Genomic DNA, 18,703 nt, shown 5'->3' on the forward strand with positions numbered 1-18,703 from the left:
GCCCTTGTCCGGGCACGCCGGCTGGCTTACAGTTCAGGAACGCGCCCGTAGCCGGGGAACGCGCCCGTAACCGGGGAACCGGTGCAGCGCAGGCCACGTGAGCACAGCAGATCTTGAGCACAGCAGATTCGGGGGCGCCACCGTGAAGATCCTCTTTGCCAGCCAGGCCATTGACGGCCATTTCAACCCCATGACGGGCGTGGCGATGCGGCTCAAGGACCACGGCCACGAGGTGGCCTGGTACACGGGTCCCGTCTATGCAGACAGGCTCAGCGGAATGGGAATCCAGCACTTCCCCTTCCGCAGAGCCACAGAGCACCGCGCTGACAACCTCAATGAGCTCTATCCGGAGCGGGCCAAGCTGAAAGGCCCACGGGCCATCGGCTTCGACGGCGAGAAAATTTTCGCCAGCAACGTCAGCCACTTCTTCGAAGACATCCGTGAAGTCGCGCAGCAGTATCCGTTCGACGTTGTCGTGGCGGACAGCTCCATGTTCATTCATCGCCTCGTCTCCCATCTGATGGGCATGCCGGTGGTGAACTTTGTCGCGATCCCCAACATGGAAAGCGACCCGCAGGTACCCCCGCTCTTCTTCGGGTTCAGGCCGCCCCGCAATCCGGTGGAGAAGGCGGTCCAAGGCCTGGCGGGCCTGCTGTCCGACAATGTCATCCTTCGCCCTGCCAGCCAAAGCTACCGCCGCCAGCACGCCGCCTACGGCCAGGCTGTGCCGCGGGAAGGGCGGCTGACGGACGAGCCCTACCGGTGCTCGGACGCCATCATCCAGACCGGCCCGGAATCCCTCGATTTCCCGCGGCGCCAAGTCAACCCCAAAGTGCACTATGTTGGTGCGCTCCTGCCATACCGGGCGCCTGGCCATGCCACCACAGGTTCCGGCGCGTTTCCCCGGTCCTACCCCACAACACTCGTTATAACCCAGGGAACCGTGGACAACCTCGACCAGGACAAACTCATCGTTCCGGCGCTGGAAGCGGTCAAAGACATGGATGCGTTGGTCATCGTCGCAACCGGCGGGCACGGCACAGAGGCGTTGACAGCCCGCTATGCGCAACCCAACGTGATGGTGCGGGACTACGTGGACTTCGCGGACGTCTTTGACTCCACGGATGTCTTTATCACCAACGGCGGATTTGGCGGTGTGCAGCTGAGCCTGTCCAAGGGTGTTCCGTTGGTGGTGTCGGGCATCAATGAGGGCAAAAGTGACGTCAACGCCCGGGTGGAATACGCCGGCGTCGGCATAAACCTCAGAACGGAAGCACCCAAACCCGCCGACATTGCCGCGGCAGTGGGAAAGATCCTGACGGATCCCGGCTGGAAAAGCCGCGCACGTAAGATGCAGGAGCAGTTCGAGGGTGAGGATCCCGCTGAAGCCGCCGCCGCAGTCGTGGAGGCCGCGGGCAGGCGTACGCCGGGATGAGGCCGCTGCCGGGGCATAATGGAGGCCATGCGACGGACTGTATTGGGGATCCTGGCCGCCCTCTTCCTGCTGGCGGGCACTGGCTGCAGCATCACCACCGAGGACCCGGGCTATGTGGCGCCACCCCCGCTGCCGGCTATGAAGCAACTCGAACAGGCAGCACTGACTGACCCCGCCGCGTACAGGGCCAGCGGGGACGTCCTGTCCTTCATCACGGAGGACCGGAATATTGTGTGCTCCCTGACGTCGGCGCGTGGGGAACACCTTAACCTCCCGTATGAGTCGAACAGCTTCACCGACGGGGCCAACAACAAGCTCGCCACCGTCCCAGTGGCGCACTGTGAGCTTGCCGGATACCCCAAACCCGCCGCGGCCGACGTTAAGGACGACTGCGCCGGCACCGGCCTGGGCTACCTGGGCGGCACGGCACTGCTCAGCCCGGATAAGGCAACGTACGGGGAGTGCCGTTCCGGCGTCACACAAATGGAGGCTTCCTACGGACCCAAAGGAAATAAAAGCGGCCCGCTGACGGAACTGGCGGTCCTGGCCGATGGCCAGAACCTGGAACGGAACGGGCTGCGCTGCACCGCCTACAACGGCGGCGTGGCGTGCGGAAACGTCTCGGCCGGCGTCGGGTTCTTTGTGGCACGGGACCACTACGAACTTATTTCCCAGGCAGCGGGAACGGCCTCCCCGGCACCCACAGAGGCCTCAAAAACCCCGTAATCTAGGCGTTTTTCTACGGTCCATAGAATAGTGTCGTTACTCACATAAGCGGTACTGTGGAACGGGCCGGTCCTCAGAGAGGACTAGAGTTCCGAATGGAGCATTGCGCAGTGGGGCCCGTTTCCGAACTGGCCGCAGGTGCAGGCAATCCGCAGCCCGGTCATCGTCTTCGACGGTGCCCGACTGTACAGAAACTACTTCGACGTAGAAGGACACTAAACCGTGGACCTGTTTGAATACCAGGCGCGCGATATGTTCGAGGCGCACGGTGTACCCGTGCTTGCCGGCATCGTGGCGTACACCCCAGAAGAAGCAAAGGCAGCTGCCGAGAAAATCGGCGGCGTAACTGTCGTTAAGGCCCAGGTTAAGGCCGGTGGCCGCGGTAAGGCTGGCGGCGTCAAGGTTGCCAAAACCGCCGATGAGGCGTTTGAGCACTCCACCAACATCCTGGGCATGGACATCAAGGGCCACACCGTTAACAAGGTGATGATTGCCCAGGGTGCCGACATTGCCGAGGAGTACTACTTCTCCGTGCTGCTGGACCGTGCCAACCGCAACTACCTGGCCATGTGCTCGGTAGAAGGCGGCATGGAAATCGAACAGCTCGCCGTCGAACGCCCTGAGGCGCTCGCCAAGATCGCCATCGACCCCGCTGTGGGCATCGACCAGGCCAAGGCTGACGAAATCGTTGCAGCTGCAGGCTTCGATGAGGAACTGCGCGGCAAAGTCGCCGCCGTGATCCTCAAGCTCTGGGACGTCTTCAAGAAGGAAGACGCCACCCTCGTGGAGGTCAACCCGCTGGTCAAGACCGGCGCGGGCGACATCGTGGCACTGGACGGCAAGGTCTCGCTCGACGAGAACGCCGACTTCCGCCACGCCAAGCACGCCCTCCTTGAGGACAAGGACGCTGCAGATCCGCTCGAGGCCAAGGCCAAGGCGCAGGACCTGAACTACGTCAAGCTGGACGGTGAAGTGGGCATCATCGGCAACGGTGCAGGCCTGGTCATGTCCACCCTGGACGTTGTTGCCTACGCCGGTGAAAACCATGGCAACGTCAAGCCCGCCAACTTCCTGGACATTGGCGGTGGAGCTTCCGCCGAGGTCATGGCTGCCGGCCTCGACGTCATCCTGGGTGACCCGCAGGTCAAGTCCGTGTTCGTGAACGTCTTCGGTGGCATCACCGCGTGTGACGCCGTGGCCAAGGGCATTGTTGGTGCGCTGGCCGAGCTGGGCCACTCCGCGAACAAGCCGCTGGTAGTCCGCCTCGACGGCAATAACGTTGAGGAAGGCCGCCGCATCCTGGCCGAGGCCAACCACCCGCTGGTTACCCTGGCCGCCACCATGGACGAGGGCGCCGACAAGGCCGCCGAGCTCGCCAACGCAGCTAAGTAAAGGGACGCACCATGTCTATCTATCTGAACAAGGACTCCAAGGTCATCGTCCAGGGCATCACCGGCGGCGAAGGCACCAAGCACACCGCCCTGATGCTGAAGGCCGGCACCAACATTGTTGGTGGCGTCAACGCCCGTAAGGCCGGCACTACGGTCCTGCACGGCGACACCGAGATCAACGTTTTTGGCACCGTCAAGGAAGCCATTGCCGAAACCGGCGCCGACGTCTCCATCGTCTTCGTCCCGCCGGCGTTCACCAAGAACGCCGTGGTTGAAGCTATCGAGGCAGGCATCGGCCTGGTCGTTGTCATCACCGAAGGCGTGCCCGTCCAGGACTCCGCCGAGTTCTGGGCACTGGCCCAGTCCACCGTTGACGCCGACGGCAAGCAGGTCACACGCATCATCGGACCGAACTGCCCCGGCATCATCACCCCCGGCGAAGCGCTGGTTGGCATCACGCCGAACAACATCACGGGGAAGGGCCCCATCGGCCTGGTTTCCAAGTCCGGAACCCTGACCTACCAGATGATGTACGAACTGCGCGACCTGGGCTTCTCCACCGCCATCGGCATCGGCGGCGACCCCGTCATCGGTACCACGCACATCGACGCCCTGGCCGCGTTCGAGGCCGACCCCGAGACCAAGGCGATCGTGATGATCGGCGAAATTGGTGGCGACGCTGAAGAGCGTGCAGCCGACTACATCAAGGCACACGTCACCAAGCCGGTTGTTGGCTACGTTGCCGGCTTCACCGCTCCTGAAGGCAAGACCATGGGCCACGCCGGCGCCATCGTCTCCGGTTCCGCCGGAACCGCCCAGGCCAAGAAGGAAGCCCTCGAGGCTGCAGGCGTGAAGGTCGGCAAGACGCCGTCCGAGACCGCCAAGCTGCTGCGCGAAGTCTACGCAGCGCTCTAGGCACATACAGCACGACAACGCGGGGTCACTTACGGCCCATTCCCACTACCGGGATGGGCCGTAAGTGACCCCGCGTTGCTGTTTAAAGTACGACGACGGACGTCTAGGCGTTCGCGTGGAGCCGGGGGAGCGCGTCCACCAGCGCGGCCAGCTCGGGAATCTCCTGGGCCGCCGCCAGGGCGCGTTCCAGGGTGGCGTCGTGGACCGGCCGGGTTTCCTCCAGCAGGGCGATGCCGCTGGGCGTGAGTTCGGTGTAGATGCCGCGGCGATCGTCCGCGCAGAGGATCCGGGTCAGCAGGGCGCGGTCCTCAAGCCTGTTGACGAGCCGGGTGGTGGCGCTGGCGCTGAGCGCGGTGGCACGGGCGAGTTGCTGCATGCGCATGTGCCAGCCGTCCTGGCGGCTGAGCGCATCCAGCACGGTGTACTCCACCACTGACAGTTTTGATTCGGCCTGCAGGGAGCGTTCCAGCTCTCCCTCGATCAGGCCATGCAGCGCCGCGAGCGTGCGCCAACCCTGTGCCCGGACCTCCACGGCGTCGTCCTTGATGCCCATCTGTCTTTTTCCTCTCGCGGGTGCTCCGGCCGCCTGGCGGCGTGAGGCGAAGCACAATCAATAATAGTTGCTTGCGCGGTGTATCTGCTTGTGCAACAATAAATAACGCGTCTGCAACTACTAGCTTACGCGTCCTATCTCGTTCCGTACAGTTTTCAAAGGAGCATCCACATGCCCATTGGCCTGATAGCCCTCGCCCTCGGCGGGTTCGGCATCGGACTCACCGAGTTCGTGATCATGGGCCTGCTGCCCGAGGTTGCCGCCGACTTCCAGGTCAGCGAGGCCACGGCAGGCTGGCTGATCTCCGGATACGCCCTCGCCGTGGTGGTCGGCGCCTTGGTGCTGACCGCGGCGGTGACCCGCTTCGAACGCAAGCCCGTTCTCGCTGTCCTGCTGGTGCTGTTCATCGCCGGGAACCTGGTCTCCGCGATCGCTCCCGATTACGGGATGATGATGATCGGACGGATCATCGCCGCCCTGGCGCACGGCGCCTTCTTCGGGATCGGAGCCGTGGTGGCCGCGGACATGGTTGCCCCCACCAAAAAGGCCGGCGCCATCGCCATCATGTTCACCGGGCTCACCGCCGCCAACGTCCTGGGCGTGCCGTTCGGCACCATGCTGGGACAGGCCGCAGGCTGGCGCTCCACGTTCTGGGCTATCACCGTCATCGGGGTCATCGCCCTGGCGGGAATCCTCGCGCTGGTTCCGAAGACCGGCCATGGGGACACCACGCCCGGAACCCTGCGCAGTGAACTGCGCGCCTTCCGTTCCGGCCAGGTTTGGCTCTCCATCCTCGTCACGATCCTCGGCTACGGCGGTATGTTCGGCGCCTTCACGTACATCGCCTTCACTCTCACCGAGGTCACCGGCTTCGCCGCCTCCACCGTGCCGTGGCTGCTGATCGTCTTCGGTGTGGGCCTATTTGTCGGCAACACCATCGGCGGGAAGGCCGCGGACCGCAACGTGGACCGAACGCTCGTTGTGGTGCTCTCCGTGCTGGTGGTTGTGCTATCCGGCTTTGCCCTGACCGCCGGCAACCAGGTGCTCACTATTGCGTCCATCGTCCTGATGGGCGGCTTCGGCTTCGCCACCGTCCCGGGCCTGCAGATGCGTGTGATGAAGTACGCCTCCAGCGCCCCCACCCTCGCTTCCGGCGCCAACATCGGCGCCTTCAACGTGGGCAACGCCCTCGGCGCCTGGCTCGGGGGAGTGACCATCACCGCGGGACTCGGCTACACCTCGCCCATCTGGGCGGGGGCCGGCATCACCCTGCTGGGGCTCGTGGTGATGATTATCGCCGCCGTCGGCGCCAAGCGGTCCGTCCGGCAGACGTCCGCCGCCAACGCCAACGCCGCCCCCGGCGAACGCGTGGCTGCCGAGCCCGTCACCGTCCTGCACTAAACCTTCGTGCCACAATCCTCAACCTGCAACAGGAGAACCCATGACTTCCACCCCCATCACCACGTCCATCCCCGAGATCACCCTCAATAACGGCGTAAGGATGCCGCAGCTGGGGTTCGGCGTTTTCCAGGTGTCCGACGACGACACCACCGCCGCGGTCAGCCACGCTCTGGCAGCCGGTTACCGGAGCATCGATACCGCCGCCATCTACGGCAATGAGGCAGGTACCGGACGCGCCATCGCCGAGTCGGGCATCGGCCGGGAAGAGCTGTTCATTACGTCCAAACTGTGGGTGGCCGACCTCGGCTACGACGCCACGCTGGCCGCGTTCGACGCCAGCCTGGACAAACTGGGGCTGGACTACCTGGACCTCTACCTGATCCACTGGCCGGCGCCGGCAACCGGCCGGTACCTCGAGTCCTGGCGGGCGCTGGAGCACCTGCTGGCCAGCGGCCAGGCCAAGGCCATCGGCGTCTCCAACTTCCTCCCCGAACACCTGCAGAACATCATTGACCTGGGCGGCACGGTCCCGGCCATCAACCAGATTGAACTCCACCCGGCACTCCAGCAGCGGGACATTGCCGGCTTCAACGCTGACCATGGGATCGCCACGGAGGCCTGGAGCCCGCTCGCCCAGGGTGCGGTGCTGGCGGATCCGGCCGTGACGGACATCGCCGCACGGCATGGTGTGAGTCCCGCGCAGGTTATTCTGCGCTGGCACCTGCAGCAGGGCCGGATCATCATCCCCAAGTCCGTCACCCCGCAGCGGATCCGGGAGAACCTGGACGTGTTCGGCTTCGACCTGACCGCGGATGAGTTGTCGGTCATCGACGGCCTGGAGCGGGACGGCCGCACCGGTCCGCACCCGGCGGAGTTCAACGGCTAGGCCTTCCTCAGCTCTCTACAGGCTCGACCACCGGAGCGTCAGCGGGTCTCGCCAGGCTCGACCACCGGGTCTTGCCTACCAGTACGACGGCGGCCGGTTACCTCTTCTCCAGCAAGGTAACCGGCCGCCGTCGTACTCGTTTAAGGTCTGTCCTAGACCTTGGCGCCGCTGAGTAGTTCGTCGAGCCGCTCGTAGCCCTCGGTCATGCCGCCTTCCATGCCCGACTGCGCCATGCCGTCGCGGGCCTCCTGGGTGGGGTAGACGGAGTGGCCCCGCAGGCGGGTGCGTCCGTTGCCGAGGTCCTCAAACGTCATGAATTCAAGGCTGACAACATCCGGGTAGCCGCCGAACTCGAAGGTCTGGATGGCGAATTCGTTTTCCCGGACGGTGTGGAAGACCCCGCTGAATTCATAGGCGACGCCGTCCGGCCCCGTGTGCAGGTAGCTGTAGGTGCCGCCGGTGCGGAAATCGTAGTGGTCGATGTCCATCTTCAGTCCCCGCGGGCCGAGCCACTGGACGATCAGGTCAGGGTCCTTATGCGCGCGGAACACGTCCGCAACGGGGAAATCGAACTCACGCTCGTAGTCGATAAAAGGAAGGCCGTCGGGAACGCTGAGTTTCAGGGAATTGCTCATGATGACTCCTTGAGGTGGGTGCCGCCGTTGGCGGCATTGGATCTGAGCACGGCGTCCAGGCTGCGGAACTGCTCTTCGCGGACCAGCCGGTACTGGTCGATCCACGCTGTGAGTGCCTCCAGCCGTGCGGGATTCAGGTGGACGGGCCGGCGCTGGGCTTCCCTGCTGCGGGTGACGAGCCCTGCCTGCTCGAGGACCTGGATGTGCTTCGAGACCGCCTGTTTGGTGATCGCGAAGGGTTCCGCTAATTCGTTGACTGTTGCCTGCCCGCGGCTGAGCCGGGCGATGATCCGCCGCCGCACGGGGTCGGCCAGGGCCATGAAGGCCGCGTCCAGAGTGCCGTCGTCGGGGTCCATCGTGGTGCAGGCCTTTCTTGATCATTAATCAACTAATTCATTGATCAACTACTTGGTTGCTTAACCATACCCCCGACACTGCCCGTGCGGAAGGGGTTTCTCGGATTTCCTTGCCGCCGATCCCGATGGTTTGTTAGTATGTCAGGACAAATTTCAAAAGGAGATGAAAATGCCACTGGTTCGAATCGATGTTAATCAAGGGCGCAGCTCCGAACAGTTGCAGCGCCTAAGCCGCGGAATCCACGATGCCATCCTCGCGGAGTATGCCATCCCGGAACGCGACTACTTCCACGTCCTTACGGAGCATCCGCAGGGCCAGATTGTCGCCCAGGATGCGGGGCTCGGCTTCGAGCGCACTGCCGGTGTGGTGATGATCCAGATCTTTACCCAAGGGGGCCGGAGCCAGGCGGCCAAGCAATCCCTCTTTGCTGCGATCGCCGCCCGGCTGGCGGAACTTGATATTGCCGGTGAGGACGTGTTTATCGGATATGTGGAGAATGCTGCCGGCGACTGGTCGTTCGGCTTCGGGCGGGCGCAGTACGTCACGGGCGAACTGGCGGTCCCCCGGAAGTAATCCCGAGGGCGCCAATTCGGAGCCTTATGCAGGTTGTAAATATGTCAGTACAAACCTTTGACAGGACAATGATTCTAGGGCAAGGTAGTGGTTGTGGCCCCGCTCACGGGGGCCCGGCCAGGAACCGGAGTTCTAGCTCTTGCTGTACAGGGTATGGAGCTCAAACCAGAAAGGTCCGCGATTACCGTGACCCACGAACTGCTCACGATCGGGCGCATCAGTGTCGATATCTACCCGAACGACATCGGGGTGGGTCTGGAGGACGTCACGTCTTTCGGAAAATACCTCGGAGGTTCCCCGTCCAATGTGGCCGTGGCCGCGGCGCGGCATGGCCGCAAGGCAGGCGTGATCACGCGCACCGGTGACGACGCCTTCGGAAAATACCTCCACCGTGAACTGCGCAAATTCAACGTGGACGATACGTTCGTTACACCGGTGAAAGAATGGCCCACCGCGGTGACGTTCCGCGCCATTATGCCGCCGGATGATTTTCCGCTCTACTTCTACGGGCGTTTCCCCACGGCGCCTGACCTTCAGATCAAGGCCGCGGAGCTGGACCTGGACGCCATCCGTGAAGCCGGGATCTTCTGGTCGACGGTGACTGGCCTGTGCCAGGAGCCCAGCCGCGAGGCCCACCTGGCCGCCCATACTGCCCGTCCCCGGACCGGTCTCAAGGAAGGCCAGTACACCATCCTGGACCTGGACTACCGGCCCATGTTCTGGGCATCCGAAGAGGACGCCCGGGCCGAGGTTGCAAAGATTCTGCCGCACGTCACGGTAGCCATCGGCAACGACAAGGAATGTGCCGTCGCCGTGGGCGAAGGAACCCCCGACGAGCAGGCGGACCGGCTGCTGGCCGCCGGCGTCGAGATCGCCGTCGTCAAGCTTGGCCCCGAAGGCGTGATGGCCAAGACCCGAACCGAACGCGTTGTCTCGGCGCCCGTCCCGGTGGAAACCCTCAACGGCCTCGGTGCCGGCGACTCGTTTGGTGGAGCCTTCTGCCACGGACTGCTGTCCGGCTGGCCGCTGGCCCAGGTCCTGGACTACGCGAACGCCGCAGGCGCCATTGTGGCCTCCCGCCTTTCCTGCGCCGACGCCATGCCGACGCCGGAGGAAGTCACCTCGCTGCTGGCCGAACGCGGCCGCTTGGCACCCGCCCTGGCCGGTGCCGCCTCACGCCCGTCCCACACCACAGTTTCCGAAGGAGCAGCGTCTTGAGCGCCAACGATGATCCCCGCCGCTACCAGCACCTGAGCGCCCTCCGGCTCGAAGACCCCGACGCCGTTGCCCGCGCGGCAACCACCCGTCGCCGCCATCCGGGGCTGAAGTATGGTGTGCAGAACTTCATCGTTGCCGCAGACCACCCGGCCCGCGGCGCGCTCTCCGTGGGAGACGCTCCGGTGGCCATGGCGGACCGCCGCGATCTGTTGGACCGCTTGCAGATTGCCCTGGCAAATCCCGCCGTCGATGGTGTCCTGGCGTCCCCGGACATCATGGATGACCTGCTCCTGCTGGGGGCCCTGGAAGGCAAGCTTGTCTTCGGCTCGATGAACCGCGGTGGCCTGGCCGGGCTCGTCAATGAAATCGACGACCGCTTCACCGGCCACACGGCCGCGGCCCTGGAAGCACTGGGCGCCGACGGCGGCAAGATGCTGACCCGCATCTGCCTCGGCGACCCGGACACCGTCTCCGCCCTGGAAGCCACGGCACGCGCCGTCGACTCCCTCGCCGCACGCAAGCTGATCGCCATGGTGGAACCCTTCCTCTCCGTCTGGCAGAACGGCAAGGTCCGCAACGACCTCAGCACGGACGCCGTCATCAAGTCCATCGCGATCGCCCAGGGCCTGGGCTCCACGAGCGCCTACACCTGGATGAAGCTGCCCGTGGTGGCAGAGATGGAGCGCGTTATGGCGGCCACCACGCTGCCCACCGTGCTCCTCGGCGGGGACCCGGAAGGCACCCAGGATGAGGTCTTCGCCAGCTGGCAGGCCGCACTGGCCCTGCCCGGCGTCCAAGGCCTCACCGTGGGCAGGACGCTGCTGTACCCGGCCGACGGCGATGTGGCCGGGGCTGTCGCCACGGCCGCCTCGCTGCTCAAGACGCCCGCGCTGCAGTCATCAGCGAAAGTATCGGAGTAACTCACATGGGAACAGCAACACGCAGAATGACGGTCGCCCAGGCCGTCGTCGAGTACCTGTCCAAGCAGTACACGGTGGACCGCATCGGCACCGAGGACTACCGGGAGCGGCTGATTCCTGGGACGTTCGGCATCTTCGGCCACGGCAACGTTGCCGGCGTCGGGCAGGCTTTGAAGCAGTACCAGCAGCTGGATCCGGCGATCATGCCGTACTACCAGGGCCGCAACGAGCAGGCCCAAGTGCACCAGGCTGTGGGCTACGCACGGCATACCCGCCGCCGCCAGACTTTTGCCATCAGTACCTCGATCGGTCCGGGATCTTCGAACCTGCTGACCGGTGCGGCGCTGGCCACGACCAACCGCCTGCCGGTGCTGCTGCTGCCGAGTGACACTTTTGCCACGCGCGCCGCGGACCCGGTCCTGCAGCAGCTCGAGCAGCCCTACGCCTACGACATCACGGTCAACGACGCGTTCCGCCCGCTGTCCAAGTTCTTCGACCGGGTCTCCCGCCCGGAGCAGTTGTTCTCGGCGTTCCACCACGGCCTGCGGGTCCTGACGGATCCGGCCGAAACCGGCGCGGTCACGATCTCGCTGCCGCAGGATGTCCAGGCCGAGGCCTTCGACGTGCCTGAGGAGTTCCTGGCCGAACGGGAATGGCGCATCCGCCGCCCTGAGGCCGACGACGAGGACATCCGCCGCGCCGCCGAGGCCATCCGTGCCGCGAAGCGCCCGCTGATCATCGCCGGCGGTGGCGTCCTCTACGCCTACGCCAATGACGAACTTGCTGCATTTGCCGAGCTGACGGGCATCCCGGTGGGCAATACCCAGGCCGGCGTCGGCGTCCTGCCGTGGGACCACCAGTTCTCGCTCGGGGCGATCGGCTCCACGGGCACGACGGCGGCCAACGCCTTCGCTGCCGAGGCGGACCTGATCATCGGTATCGGTACGCGCTACGAGGACTTCACCACTGCCTCGCGGACCGCGTTCCAGAACCCCGACGTGCGCTTTATCAATATCAATGTCGCCGCGATCGACGCGTACAAGCACGGCACGTCGTTGCCGATCGTTGCAGATGCCCGCAAAGCGCTGGTCAAGCTGAACCAGGCGCTGGGCGGCTACCGCGTTGGCGCGGACCTCGAAGTGACGATCGCCGCGGAGAAGAAGCGCTGGGACGCCACGGTGGACGAGGCCTTCGACACCCGCTTCACGCCGCTGCCGGCCCAGAACGAGATCATCGGCGCCACGTCCCGGGCCATGGACGCGGCTGACGTCGTTATCTGCGCTGCGGGTTCCCTGCCCGGTGACCTGCACAAGATGTGGCGTGTCCGGGACCCGTTCGGCTACCACGTGGAATACGCCTACTCCTGCATGGGCTACGAAATCCCGGGCGGGCTCGGCGTTAAGCGTGCGGCGCTGGCAGAAGCCGCACGCGGTGGCGAGCAGCGCGACGTCGTGGTGATGGTGGGGGACGGCTCCTACCTGATGATGCACACCGAACTGGTCACCGCCGTCGCCGAACGCATCAAGCTGATCGTGGTCCTGATCCAGAACCACGGCTACGCCTCCATCGGCTCGCTCTCCGAATCCCTCGGTTCGCAGCGTTTCGGCACCCAGTACCGGGTCCTGAACGCGGAGCAGCACAGCTTCGACGAAGGCGAAACCCTTCCGGTGGACCTGGCCTTGAACGCCGAGTCCCTCGGTGTGAAGGTGATCCGGATCGAACCGGGGGAGAAGGTCATCGCCGAACTCGAGCAGGCCATCCGGGACGCGAAGGCCGCGCCGGAACGCGGCGGGCCCATCCTGATCCACGTTGAATCCGACCCCCTGCTGGACGCTCCCAGCTCGGAGTCCTGGTGGGACGTTCCCGTCTCCCAGGTCTCAGACCTCGATTCCACGCAGCAGGCCTTCAAGACCTACACCGACCACAAGAACCGCCAGCGCAAACTGCTCGGCTGATTTCCCAGACACACAGCCCCCACAGACCAAGGAAGTCCAACACCATGTCAACGACGACCGTCACCACCACCATCAACCACTTCATCAACGGCACCGAAACCGCCGGTGAGGGCACCCGCACGCAGCCTGTCTACAACCCAGCCACCGGTGCCGTCTCCGCGGAGCTGCGGCTGGCCAACCGTGCGGACCTGGACGCCACCGTCGCCGCGGCCCGTAAGGCTGCCGACTCCTGGGGTGATATTTCCCTGGCCAAGCGCACCAATGTACTGTTCAAGTTCCGTGAACTCGTCGCGGCCCACGTGGACGAGCTCGCCGAACTGATCACGGCTGAGCATGGCAAGGTCCTTTCCGACGCGAAGGGCGAGATCGGCCGCGGCCTGGAGGTCATCGAGTTCGCCTGCGGCATCCCCACCCTGCTCAAGGGCGACTACTCCGACCAGGTCTCCACCGGGATCGACGTCTTCTCCTTCCGCGAGCCGCTCGGCGTGGTCGCCGGGATCACCCCGTTCAACTTCCCTGTCATGGTGCCGCTGTGGATGGCCCCGATGGCCATCGCCGCCGGCAATGCCTTCATCCTCAAGCCCTCCGAGCGTGACCCGTCCGCCTCGATGCTGCTGGCCAAGCTGTGGAAGCAGGCCGGCCTCCCGGACGGCGTTTTCCAGGTCCTGCACGGCGACAAGGAAACCGTCGAGGGTCTCCTGACCCACCCGGACGTGGACGGCATCTCCTTCGTCGGGTCCACCCCGATCGCCCAGTACGTCCACGAAACCGCCACCAAACACGGCAAGCGGGTCCAGGCGCTCGGCGGGGCGAAGAACCACGCCATCATCATGCCGGACGCGGACCTGGACAACGCCGCCGACCACCTCGCCGCCGCCGCGTTCGGCTCCGCCGGGGAACGCTGCATGGCGATCTCCGTGGCCGTCGCCGTCGGTGACGCCGCGGACCTGATCGTCCAGAAGGTCGAAGAGCGGGCTCTCGCTGTGAAGGTCAACAACGGCACCGCGCCCGACGCCGAAATGGGCCCGGTCATCACTCCGGCGTCCAAGGACCGCATCGTGAAGATCGTCACCGAAGCCGAAGCCGCCGGCGCCGCTATGGTCGTTGACGGCCGCGACCTTGTGGTCCCCGGCCACGAGGAGGGCTTCTGGGTGGGCCCCACGGTCATCGACCACGTCAAAACCGAAATGACCGCCTACACCGAGGAAATCTTCGGACCGGTCCTCGTGGTGGTCCGCGTCGAGGACCTGGACGCCGGCATCGCCCTGATCAACGCCAACCCCTACGGCAACGGCACGGCAATCTTCACCTCCTCCGGCGCGAACGCCCGCAAGTTCCAGCGCTCCGTGACCGTGGGCATGATCGGCATCAACGTGCCACTGCCCGTGCCGGTGGCGTACCACTCCTTCGGCGGCTGGAAGGCCTCCCTCTTCGGCGACAAGCACATCTACGGCCCCGAAGGCGTCTCCTTCTACACCCGCGGCAAGGTTGTTACCTCCCGCTGGCCCGAACCCACCCACGCCTCGGGTGCCTCCTACAACTTCCCCTCCAACTAATCCCCACCGCCGCCCTCGCCTCGCAAGCTCGGCCAGGGAACCCTGGCGGCGTGGGCCCACCCAATACAAGAAAGACACCGCTGTCATGACTGAGAACAAGCTGATCATCGGCACCGCCCCTGACTCGTGGGGTGTGTGGTTCGCGGATGACCCGAAGCAGACCCCATGGGAGCGCTTCCTCGACGAAGTGGCCGAGTCCGGCTACAAGTGGATCGAACTCGGTCCGTACGGGTACCTGCCGAACGACCCCGCCCGGCTGGCCGAGGAGCTCAAGCAGCGCGACCTGAAGGTCACCGCCGGAACGGTATTCACCGCCTTCCACCGCGGGCTCGACCAGTGGGAGACCGCCTGGGAACCTGCCCGCAAGGTCGCGGAACTAACCGCTGCCATGGGCGGAGAGCACATTGTGGTCATCCCGGCCATGTGGCGCGATGACGTCACCGGCGAAGCCCTGGAGAGCGGCCAGCTCACGGACAAGGCCTGGAGCGACCTGTTCGCCGGCCACAACCGCCTGGGCAAGACCTTGCTGGAAGACTTCGGCCTGAAGCAGCAGTTCCACTCCCACGCCGACTCCCACGTCGGAGCGCAGGAAGACATCGAAACCCTGCTGGCCGCCACGGACCCGAAGTACCTGAACCTGTGCCTGGACACCGGCCACGCCGAATACTGCGGAGCTTCCAGCCTGGAGCTCATCAAGAACTACCCGGACCGCATCGGCTACCTGCACCTGAAGCAGATCAACCCGGACATCCTCAAGAAGGTCAACGAGGAAAACATGACATGGGCTGCCGCAAACCTTGCCGGCGTTATGACCGAGCCACCGAACGGGCTGCCCGACCTCCGCGCTGTGATCGAAGCAGTGGAGGCACTGAACCGCCCCATCTTCGGCATCGTGGAGCAGGACATGTACCCGGTGGCCTTCGACGTTCCCATGCCGATCGCCAAGCGCACCCGTAACTACTTGCTGTCCTGCGGCTCCCGCACGGCAGTCAACTAACAGCCGCCCAGGCATCCCGAAACGTAAGGAAAGAACAATGACTGAAACCCTTCGCGTCGCCGTCATCGGCGCCGGCCGCATGGGCGCGGACCATATCCAGCGCCTCAGCAAGCGCATCCACGGCGCTGAAGTTGCCGCCGTCGTGGACGTGGACCTTGCCCGTGCGCAGGCTGCCATCGAAGGCATCCCAGGTGCAGTGGCTCTGGCCGATGCCGAAGAGGCGCTCAACAACGGAGACGTCAACGCCGTGCTGATCGCCACCCCCGGCTTCCTGCACGAGGATATCCTGTACAAGGCACTGGAGAAGGGCTTCCCTATCCTGTGCGAAAAGCCGCTCACCCCTGACGCCGAAAGTGCGTGGAAAGTTGTCCAGGCCGAAACGGCGCTGGGACACAAGCGCATCCAGGTGGGCTTCATGCGCCGTTTCGACGCCGAATACGCCGCTCTGGGCTCCGTCATCCGCGACGGTGAACTGGGCGAGCTGCTGATGCTTCACCACCAGCACCGCAACCCCACCACACCTGCCGGCTTCACCAACGAGATGCTGATCAACGACTCTGTGGTGCACGAGTTCGATGCCATCCGCTTCTTCACCGGCGAGGAAATCACCAGCGTCCAGGTCCGTCTGGGCAAGGCCACGAAGAACGCCCCGGCCGGCCAGCACGATCCCCAACACGTCCTGATCGAGACCGAGTCCGGCGTCCTGGCCGACGTCGAAATCTACGTCAACGCCAAGTTTGGCTATGAAGTGGCCACCCAGGCCTCCTTCGAAGAAGGTGTGGTCAGCATCGGCGGTGACAAGGGACCGTACACCCGCAGCGCCGGCCGCTGGGGCGGCAACGTCACCCCCGGCTTCGAAGAGCGTTTCGGCGCGGCGTACGACGTCGAAATCCAGTCTTGGGTTGACGCTGCGGTCCGCGGCGAAATCGGCGGTCCCACCGCCTGGGACGGCTACGCCACCGCGGCATGCTGCGAAGCAGGCGTCGAAGCGCAGAAGAACGGCGAAAAGGTCGCCGTGAAGCTGAACGACAAGCCGGCCCTCTACAGCTAGGAAGAACGGGAAGGGGCCGTGGCCCCCTTCCCGTTCTGTCCCGTCCCGCGCACAACCTGACTGATCCACAATGGAGTGTTCCTCGTGAAAATCGCACTTGATCCAACGCCGTTCCACCACTCGCACAGCCTGCTCGAATTCCCCCGGGTGGTGGCGGATCTCGGCTATAAGTACATGCAGATGACCCCGCACGCCGACTTCATCCCGTTCTACAACCACCCGAAGGCCGACGACGAGCTCGTAGGCCAGCTGAAGAAGGCCAGCAGGGACGCCGGCATTGAGATCGCGTCCGTCCTGCCGGTTCTCCGCTGGTCCGGTCCGGACGAGGACGCCCGCGAGGCGGCGGTCCGCTACTGGAAGCGTGCCATCCAGATCACCGTGGACTTGGGCGTCAGCACCATGAACACCGAATTCAGCGGCCGCCCCGAAACGGCCGAAGAGTCTGAGCGCGCCTTCTACCGCTCCATGGAGGAGCTGCTGCCGATCATCGAGCGTGAAGGCATCGACCTCCTGATCGACCCGCACCCTGACGACTTCGTCGAAGAGGGCCTCGCCGCCATCCGCGTGATCCGCGGCCTCAATTCGAAGAACGTGGGCCTGGTGTACGTGGCTTCGCACAGTTTCCACATGAAGAACCCGCCGCTGGACATCATGCGCGCGGCGGGGGACAAGCTCCGCCTCGTCCACGTTGCCGACACCATGGACCACCACGCCTCCCACGGCCTGCGCTACATCACGAACCCGCCGGGCAACCCGGTTCGCGTGCACCAGCACCTGAAGATCGGCGACGGCGACGTCAACTGGGACGAGTTCTTTGGCGGGCTCCAGGAAATCGGCTTCCTCGACCGCGCCGATACCGTGATGGTTTCCAGTGTTTTCGCCGAGGACGACAACGCTGCGGACGTCTCCCGTTACCAGCTGGAGACGATGACGCAGCATATCCAGAAAGTGAGCGTATGACGGCGCCGGGTGCTTCAGCGGACGTCGCCCGGAAACCGACCGTCAACCATAAACGCGCCCTGCGGACCGTCACCATCATTTCCACTTTCGGCGGGCTGCTGTTCGGCTACGACACCGGTGTCATCAACGGCGCACTGCCCTACATGCAGGAGGACCTGGGTCTCACACCGCTGACTGAGGGCCTTGTCACGTCCTCGCTTCTATTCGGTGCCGCCTTTGGTGCCCTGTTCGGCGGCCGCCTCGCAGACCGCAACGGGCGCCGCAAGATGATCATGGTTCTGGCCATCATTTTCCTGATCGGGACGCTGGCCTGCACCTTCGCGCCAAGCACCGGCGTCATTTCCGTGCTGGCAACTTTCGTGGGGATCTGGCTGCTTGGCAAGGTGGGTCGCCGAAAGATGCTTATCACCGGCCAGATCGGTACCACGGCCGCCCTGCTGCTGATCGGCTTCTTCTCGCTCGTCCTGCCCGAAGGAATAGGCCGCGGCTTCGTGATCCTGGCCTTGACCGTCACCTTCCTGGCCTTCCAGCAGGGTGCTATCTCGCCGGTCACCTGGCTCATGCTGTCCGAAATTTTCCCGTTGAAGATCCGTGGTCTCGGGATGGGAGCGTCGGCATTCATCTTGTGGATCGTGAACTTCCTGGTGGGCTTCGGCTTCCCGCAGTTACTCGCCGCGATCGGACTCTCCAACACATTCTTCGTGTTCGCAGTGCTGGGCGTTGGCGCCATCGCTTTTGCTGCCAAGTACGTCCCGGAGACCAAGGATAAGAGTTTGGAAGACGTGGAGCACTACTTCAAGCACGTTGCCGGCACCAAAGCCCTGGCTGGCAGCCCGGCCCCCTGACCTGTCAAACCCTGCCGCCGCAAAAGCCCTGGCTGGCAGCCCGGCCCCCTGACCTGTCAAACCCTGCCGCCGCAAAAGCCCCTTTGATCCGCTCGAAGGGGCTTTTGCGTGCCCGGCACCCGACGGGAGATCCCTATGTCTTCGACCGCCAACTTCCGCAATGAGTGCAGGGACGGTCGGTGGAAAAGGCCGTCAGCGCCTCGATTTACGCTCAATCGGGCGCTTGTTCACGTTAAAACATCCTAATGTCAGGACAAACTATTGACATCTGTGGACCAAATCACCATCATCGATATAGGCGCATTCCGGAGGCTGCAATGTAGCAGCCC

18 protein-coding genes are annotated in these 18,703 nt (G+C 64.5%); 15 read left to right on the plus strand and 3 right to left on the minus strand.

Annotated features, from left to right (window positions below):
* Positions 1 to 97: 97 nt before the first annotated feature.
* The 4 genes from ACZY1F_RS04420 (at position 98) to sucD (ending at position 4,467) form a co-directional block, all read left to right on the plus strand.
* A complete protein-coding gene (locus ACZY1F_RS04420) occupies positions 98 to 1,435 on the plus strand; it encodes a glycosyltransferase (RefSeq protein WP_463940469.1) in 1,338 nt (445 codons plus the stop codon).
* A gap of 18 nt (positions 1,436 to 1,453) precedes the next feature.
* Complete coding sequence (locus ACZY1F_RS04425) at positions 1,454 to 2,161, plus strand: hypothetical protein (protein WP_463940470.1); 708 nt, start codon at positions 1,454 to 1,456, stop codon at positions 2,159 to 2,161.
* A 222-nt stretch (positions 2,162 to 2,383) separates the two neighbouring features.
* Positions 2,384 to 3,553 (plus strand): ADP-forming succinate--CoA ligase subunit beta, encoded by a 1,170-nt coding sequence (sucC, locus tag ACZY1F_RS04430; RefSeq protein ID WP_058929952.1) that lies wholly within the window; start codon positions 2,384 to 2,386, stop codon positions 3,551 to 3,553.
* Between the two features lie 11 nt (positions 3,554 to 3,564).
* Positions 3,565 to 4,467, plus strand: coding sequence for a succinate--CoA ligase subunit alpha (gene sucD / locus ACZY1F_RS04435; RefSeq protein WP_056346687.1), 903 nt, complete (start codon positions 3,565 to 3,567; stop codon positions 4,465 to 4,467).
* 103 nt (positions 4,468 to 4,570) lie between these two features.
* Here sucD and ACZY1F_RS04440 read toward each other — a convergent pair whose 3' ends face one another.
* A complete protein-coding gene (locus ACZY1F_RS04440) occupies positions 4,571 to 5,020 on the minus strand; it encodes a MarR family winged helix-turn-helix transcriptional regulator (protein ID WP_463940471.1) in 450 nt (149 codons plus the stop codon).
* A 171-nt stretch (positions 5,021 to 5,191) separates the two neighbouring features.
* Between ACZY1F_RS04440 and ACZY1F_RS04445 the strand changes: the two genes are divergently transcribed.
* Both ACZY1F_RS04445 and ACZY1F_RS04450 read left to right on the plus strand, forming a co-directional pair.
* Positions 5,192 to 6,421: an MFS transporter gene (locus ACZY1F_RS04445; RefSeq protein ID WP_463940473.1), complete on the plus strand. Its 1,230-nt coding sequence runs from the start codon at positions 5,192 to 5,194 to the stop codon at positions 6,419 to 6,421.
* Between the two features lie 40 nt (positions 6,422 to 6,461).
* Complete coding sequence (locus ACZY1F_RS04450) at positions 6,462 to 7,307, plus strand: aldo/keto reductase (protein ID WP_463940474.1); 846 nt, start codon at positions 6,462 to 6,464, stop codon at positions 7,305 to 7,307.
* A gap of 152 nt (positions 7,308 to 7,459) precedes the next feature.
* Here ACZY1F_RS04450 and ACZY1F_RS04455 read toward each other — a convergent pair whose 3' ends face one another.
* Positions 7,460 to 7,942: an SRPBCC family protein gene (locus tag ACZY1F_RS04455; protein WP_463940475.1), complete on the minus strand. Its 483-nt coding sequence runs from the start codon at positions 7,940 to 7,942 to the stop codon at positions 7,460 to 7,462.
* Complete coding sequence (locus ACZY1F_RS04460) at positions 7,939 to 8,298, minus strand: ArsR/SmtB family transcription factor (protein ID WP_463940476.1); 360 nt, start codon at positions 8,296 to 8,298, stop codon at positions 7,939 to 7,941. Before ACZY1F_RS04460 ends, ACZY1F_RS04455 begins: the two co-directional genes overlap by 4 nt.
* 169 nt (positions 8,299 to 8,467) lie before the next feature.
* On the opposite strand from ACZY1F_RS04460, the gene ACZY1F_RS04465 reads away from it, so the two are divergent.
* The 9 genes from ACZY1F_RS04465 (at position 8,468) to ACZY1F_RS04505 (ending at position 18,374) form a co-directional block, all read left to right on the plus strand.
* Positions 8,468 to 8,872, plus strand: a complete 405-nt coding sequence (locus tag ACZY1F_RS04465) for a tautomerase family protein (protein WP_463940477.1) — start codon at positions 8,468 to 8,470, stop codon at positions 8,870 to 8,872.
* Positions 8,873 to 9,058: 186 nt separating this feature from the next.
* Positions 9,059 to 10,090 carry a 5-dehydro-2-deoxygluconokinase gene (gene iolC, locus ACZY1F_RS04470; RefSeq protein ID WP_463940478.1) on the plus strand — a complete coding sequence of 344 codons (1,032 nt, stop codon included), beginning with the start codon at positions 9,059 to 9,061 and terminating at the stop codon, positions 10,088 to 10,090.
* Positions 10,087 to 11,010 (plus strand): Cgl0159 family (beta/alpha)8-fold protein, encoded by a 924-nt coding sequence (locus ACZY1F_RS04475; protein WP_463940479.1) that lies wholly within the window; start codon positions 10,087 to 10,089, stop codon positions 11,008 to 11,010. Before iolC ends, ACZY1F_RS04475 begins: the two co-directional genes overlap by 4 nt.
* Before the next feature lie 5 nt (positions 11,011 to 11,015).
* Positions 11,016 to 12,965 carry a 3D-(3,5/4)-trihydroxycyclohexane-1,2-dione acylhydrolase (decyclizing) gene (gene iolD / locus ACZY1F_RS04480; RefSeq protein WP_463940480.1) on the plus strand — a complete coding sequence of 650 codons (1,950 nt, stop codon included), beginning with the start codon at positions 11,016 to 11,018 and terminating at the stop codon, positions 12,963 to 12,965.
* A gap of 44 nt (positions 12,966 to 13,009) precedes the next feature.
* Complete coding sequence (locus ACZY1F_RS04485) at positions 13,010 to 14,521, plus strand: CoA-acylating methylmalonate-semialdehyde dehydrogenase (protein WP_463940481.1); 1,512 nt, start codon at positions 13,010 to 13,012, stop codon at positions 14,519 to 14,521.
* A gap of 85 nt (positions 14,522 to 14,606) precedes the next feature.
* On the plus strand, positions 14,607 to 15,518 hold the full coding sequence (locus ACZY1F_RS04490; protein ID WP_463940482.1) for a sugar phosphate isomerase/epimerase family protein: 912 nt from the start codon (positions 14,607 to 14,609) through the stop codon (positions 15,516 to 15,518).
* Between the two features lie 37 nt (positions 15,519 to 15,555).
* Positions 15,556 to 16,569, plus strand: coding sequence for a Gfo/Idh/MocA family protein (locus tag ACZY1F_RS04495; protein ID WP_463940483.1), 1,014 nt, complete (start codon positions 15,556 to 15,558; stop codon positions 16,567 to 16,569).
* A gap of 84 nt (positions 16,570 to 16,653) precedes the next feature.
* Positions 16,654 to 17,529: a sugar phosphate isomerase/epimerase family protein gene (locus ACZY1F_RS04500; RefSeq protein ID WP_463940484.1), complete on the plus strand. Its 876-nt coding sequence runs from the start codon at positions 16,654 to 16,656 to the stop codon at positions 17,527 to 17,529.
* Positions 17,526 to 18,374 (plus strand): MFS transporter, encoded by an 849-nt coding sequence (locus ACZY1F_RS04505; protein ID WP_463940485.1) that lies wholly within the window; start codon positions 17,526 to 17,528, stop codon positions 18,372 to 18,374. The genes ACZY1F_RS04500 and ACZY1F_RS04505 overlap by 4 nt, the downstream gene beginning before the upstream one ends.
* Positions 18,375 to 18,703 lie beyond the last annotated feature (329 nt).

Source organism: Pseudarthrobacter xylosi (genome assembly GCF_055412765.1).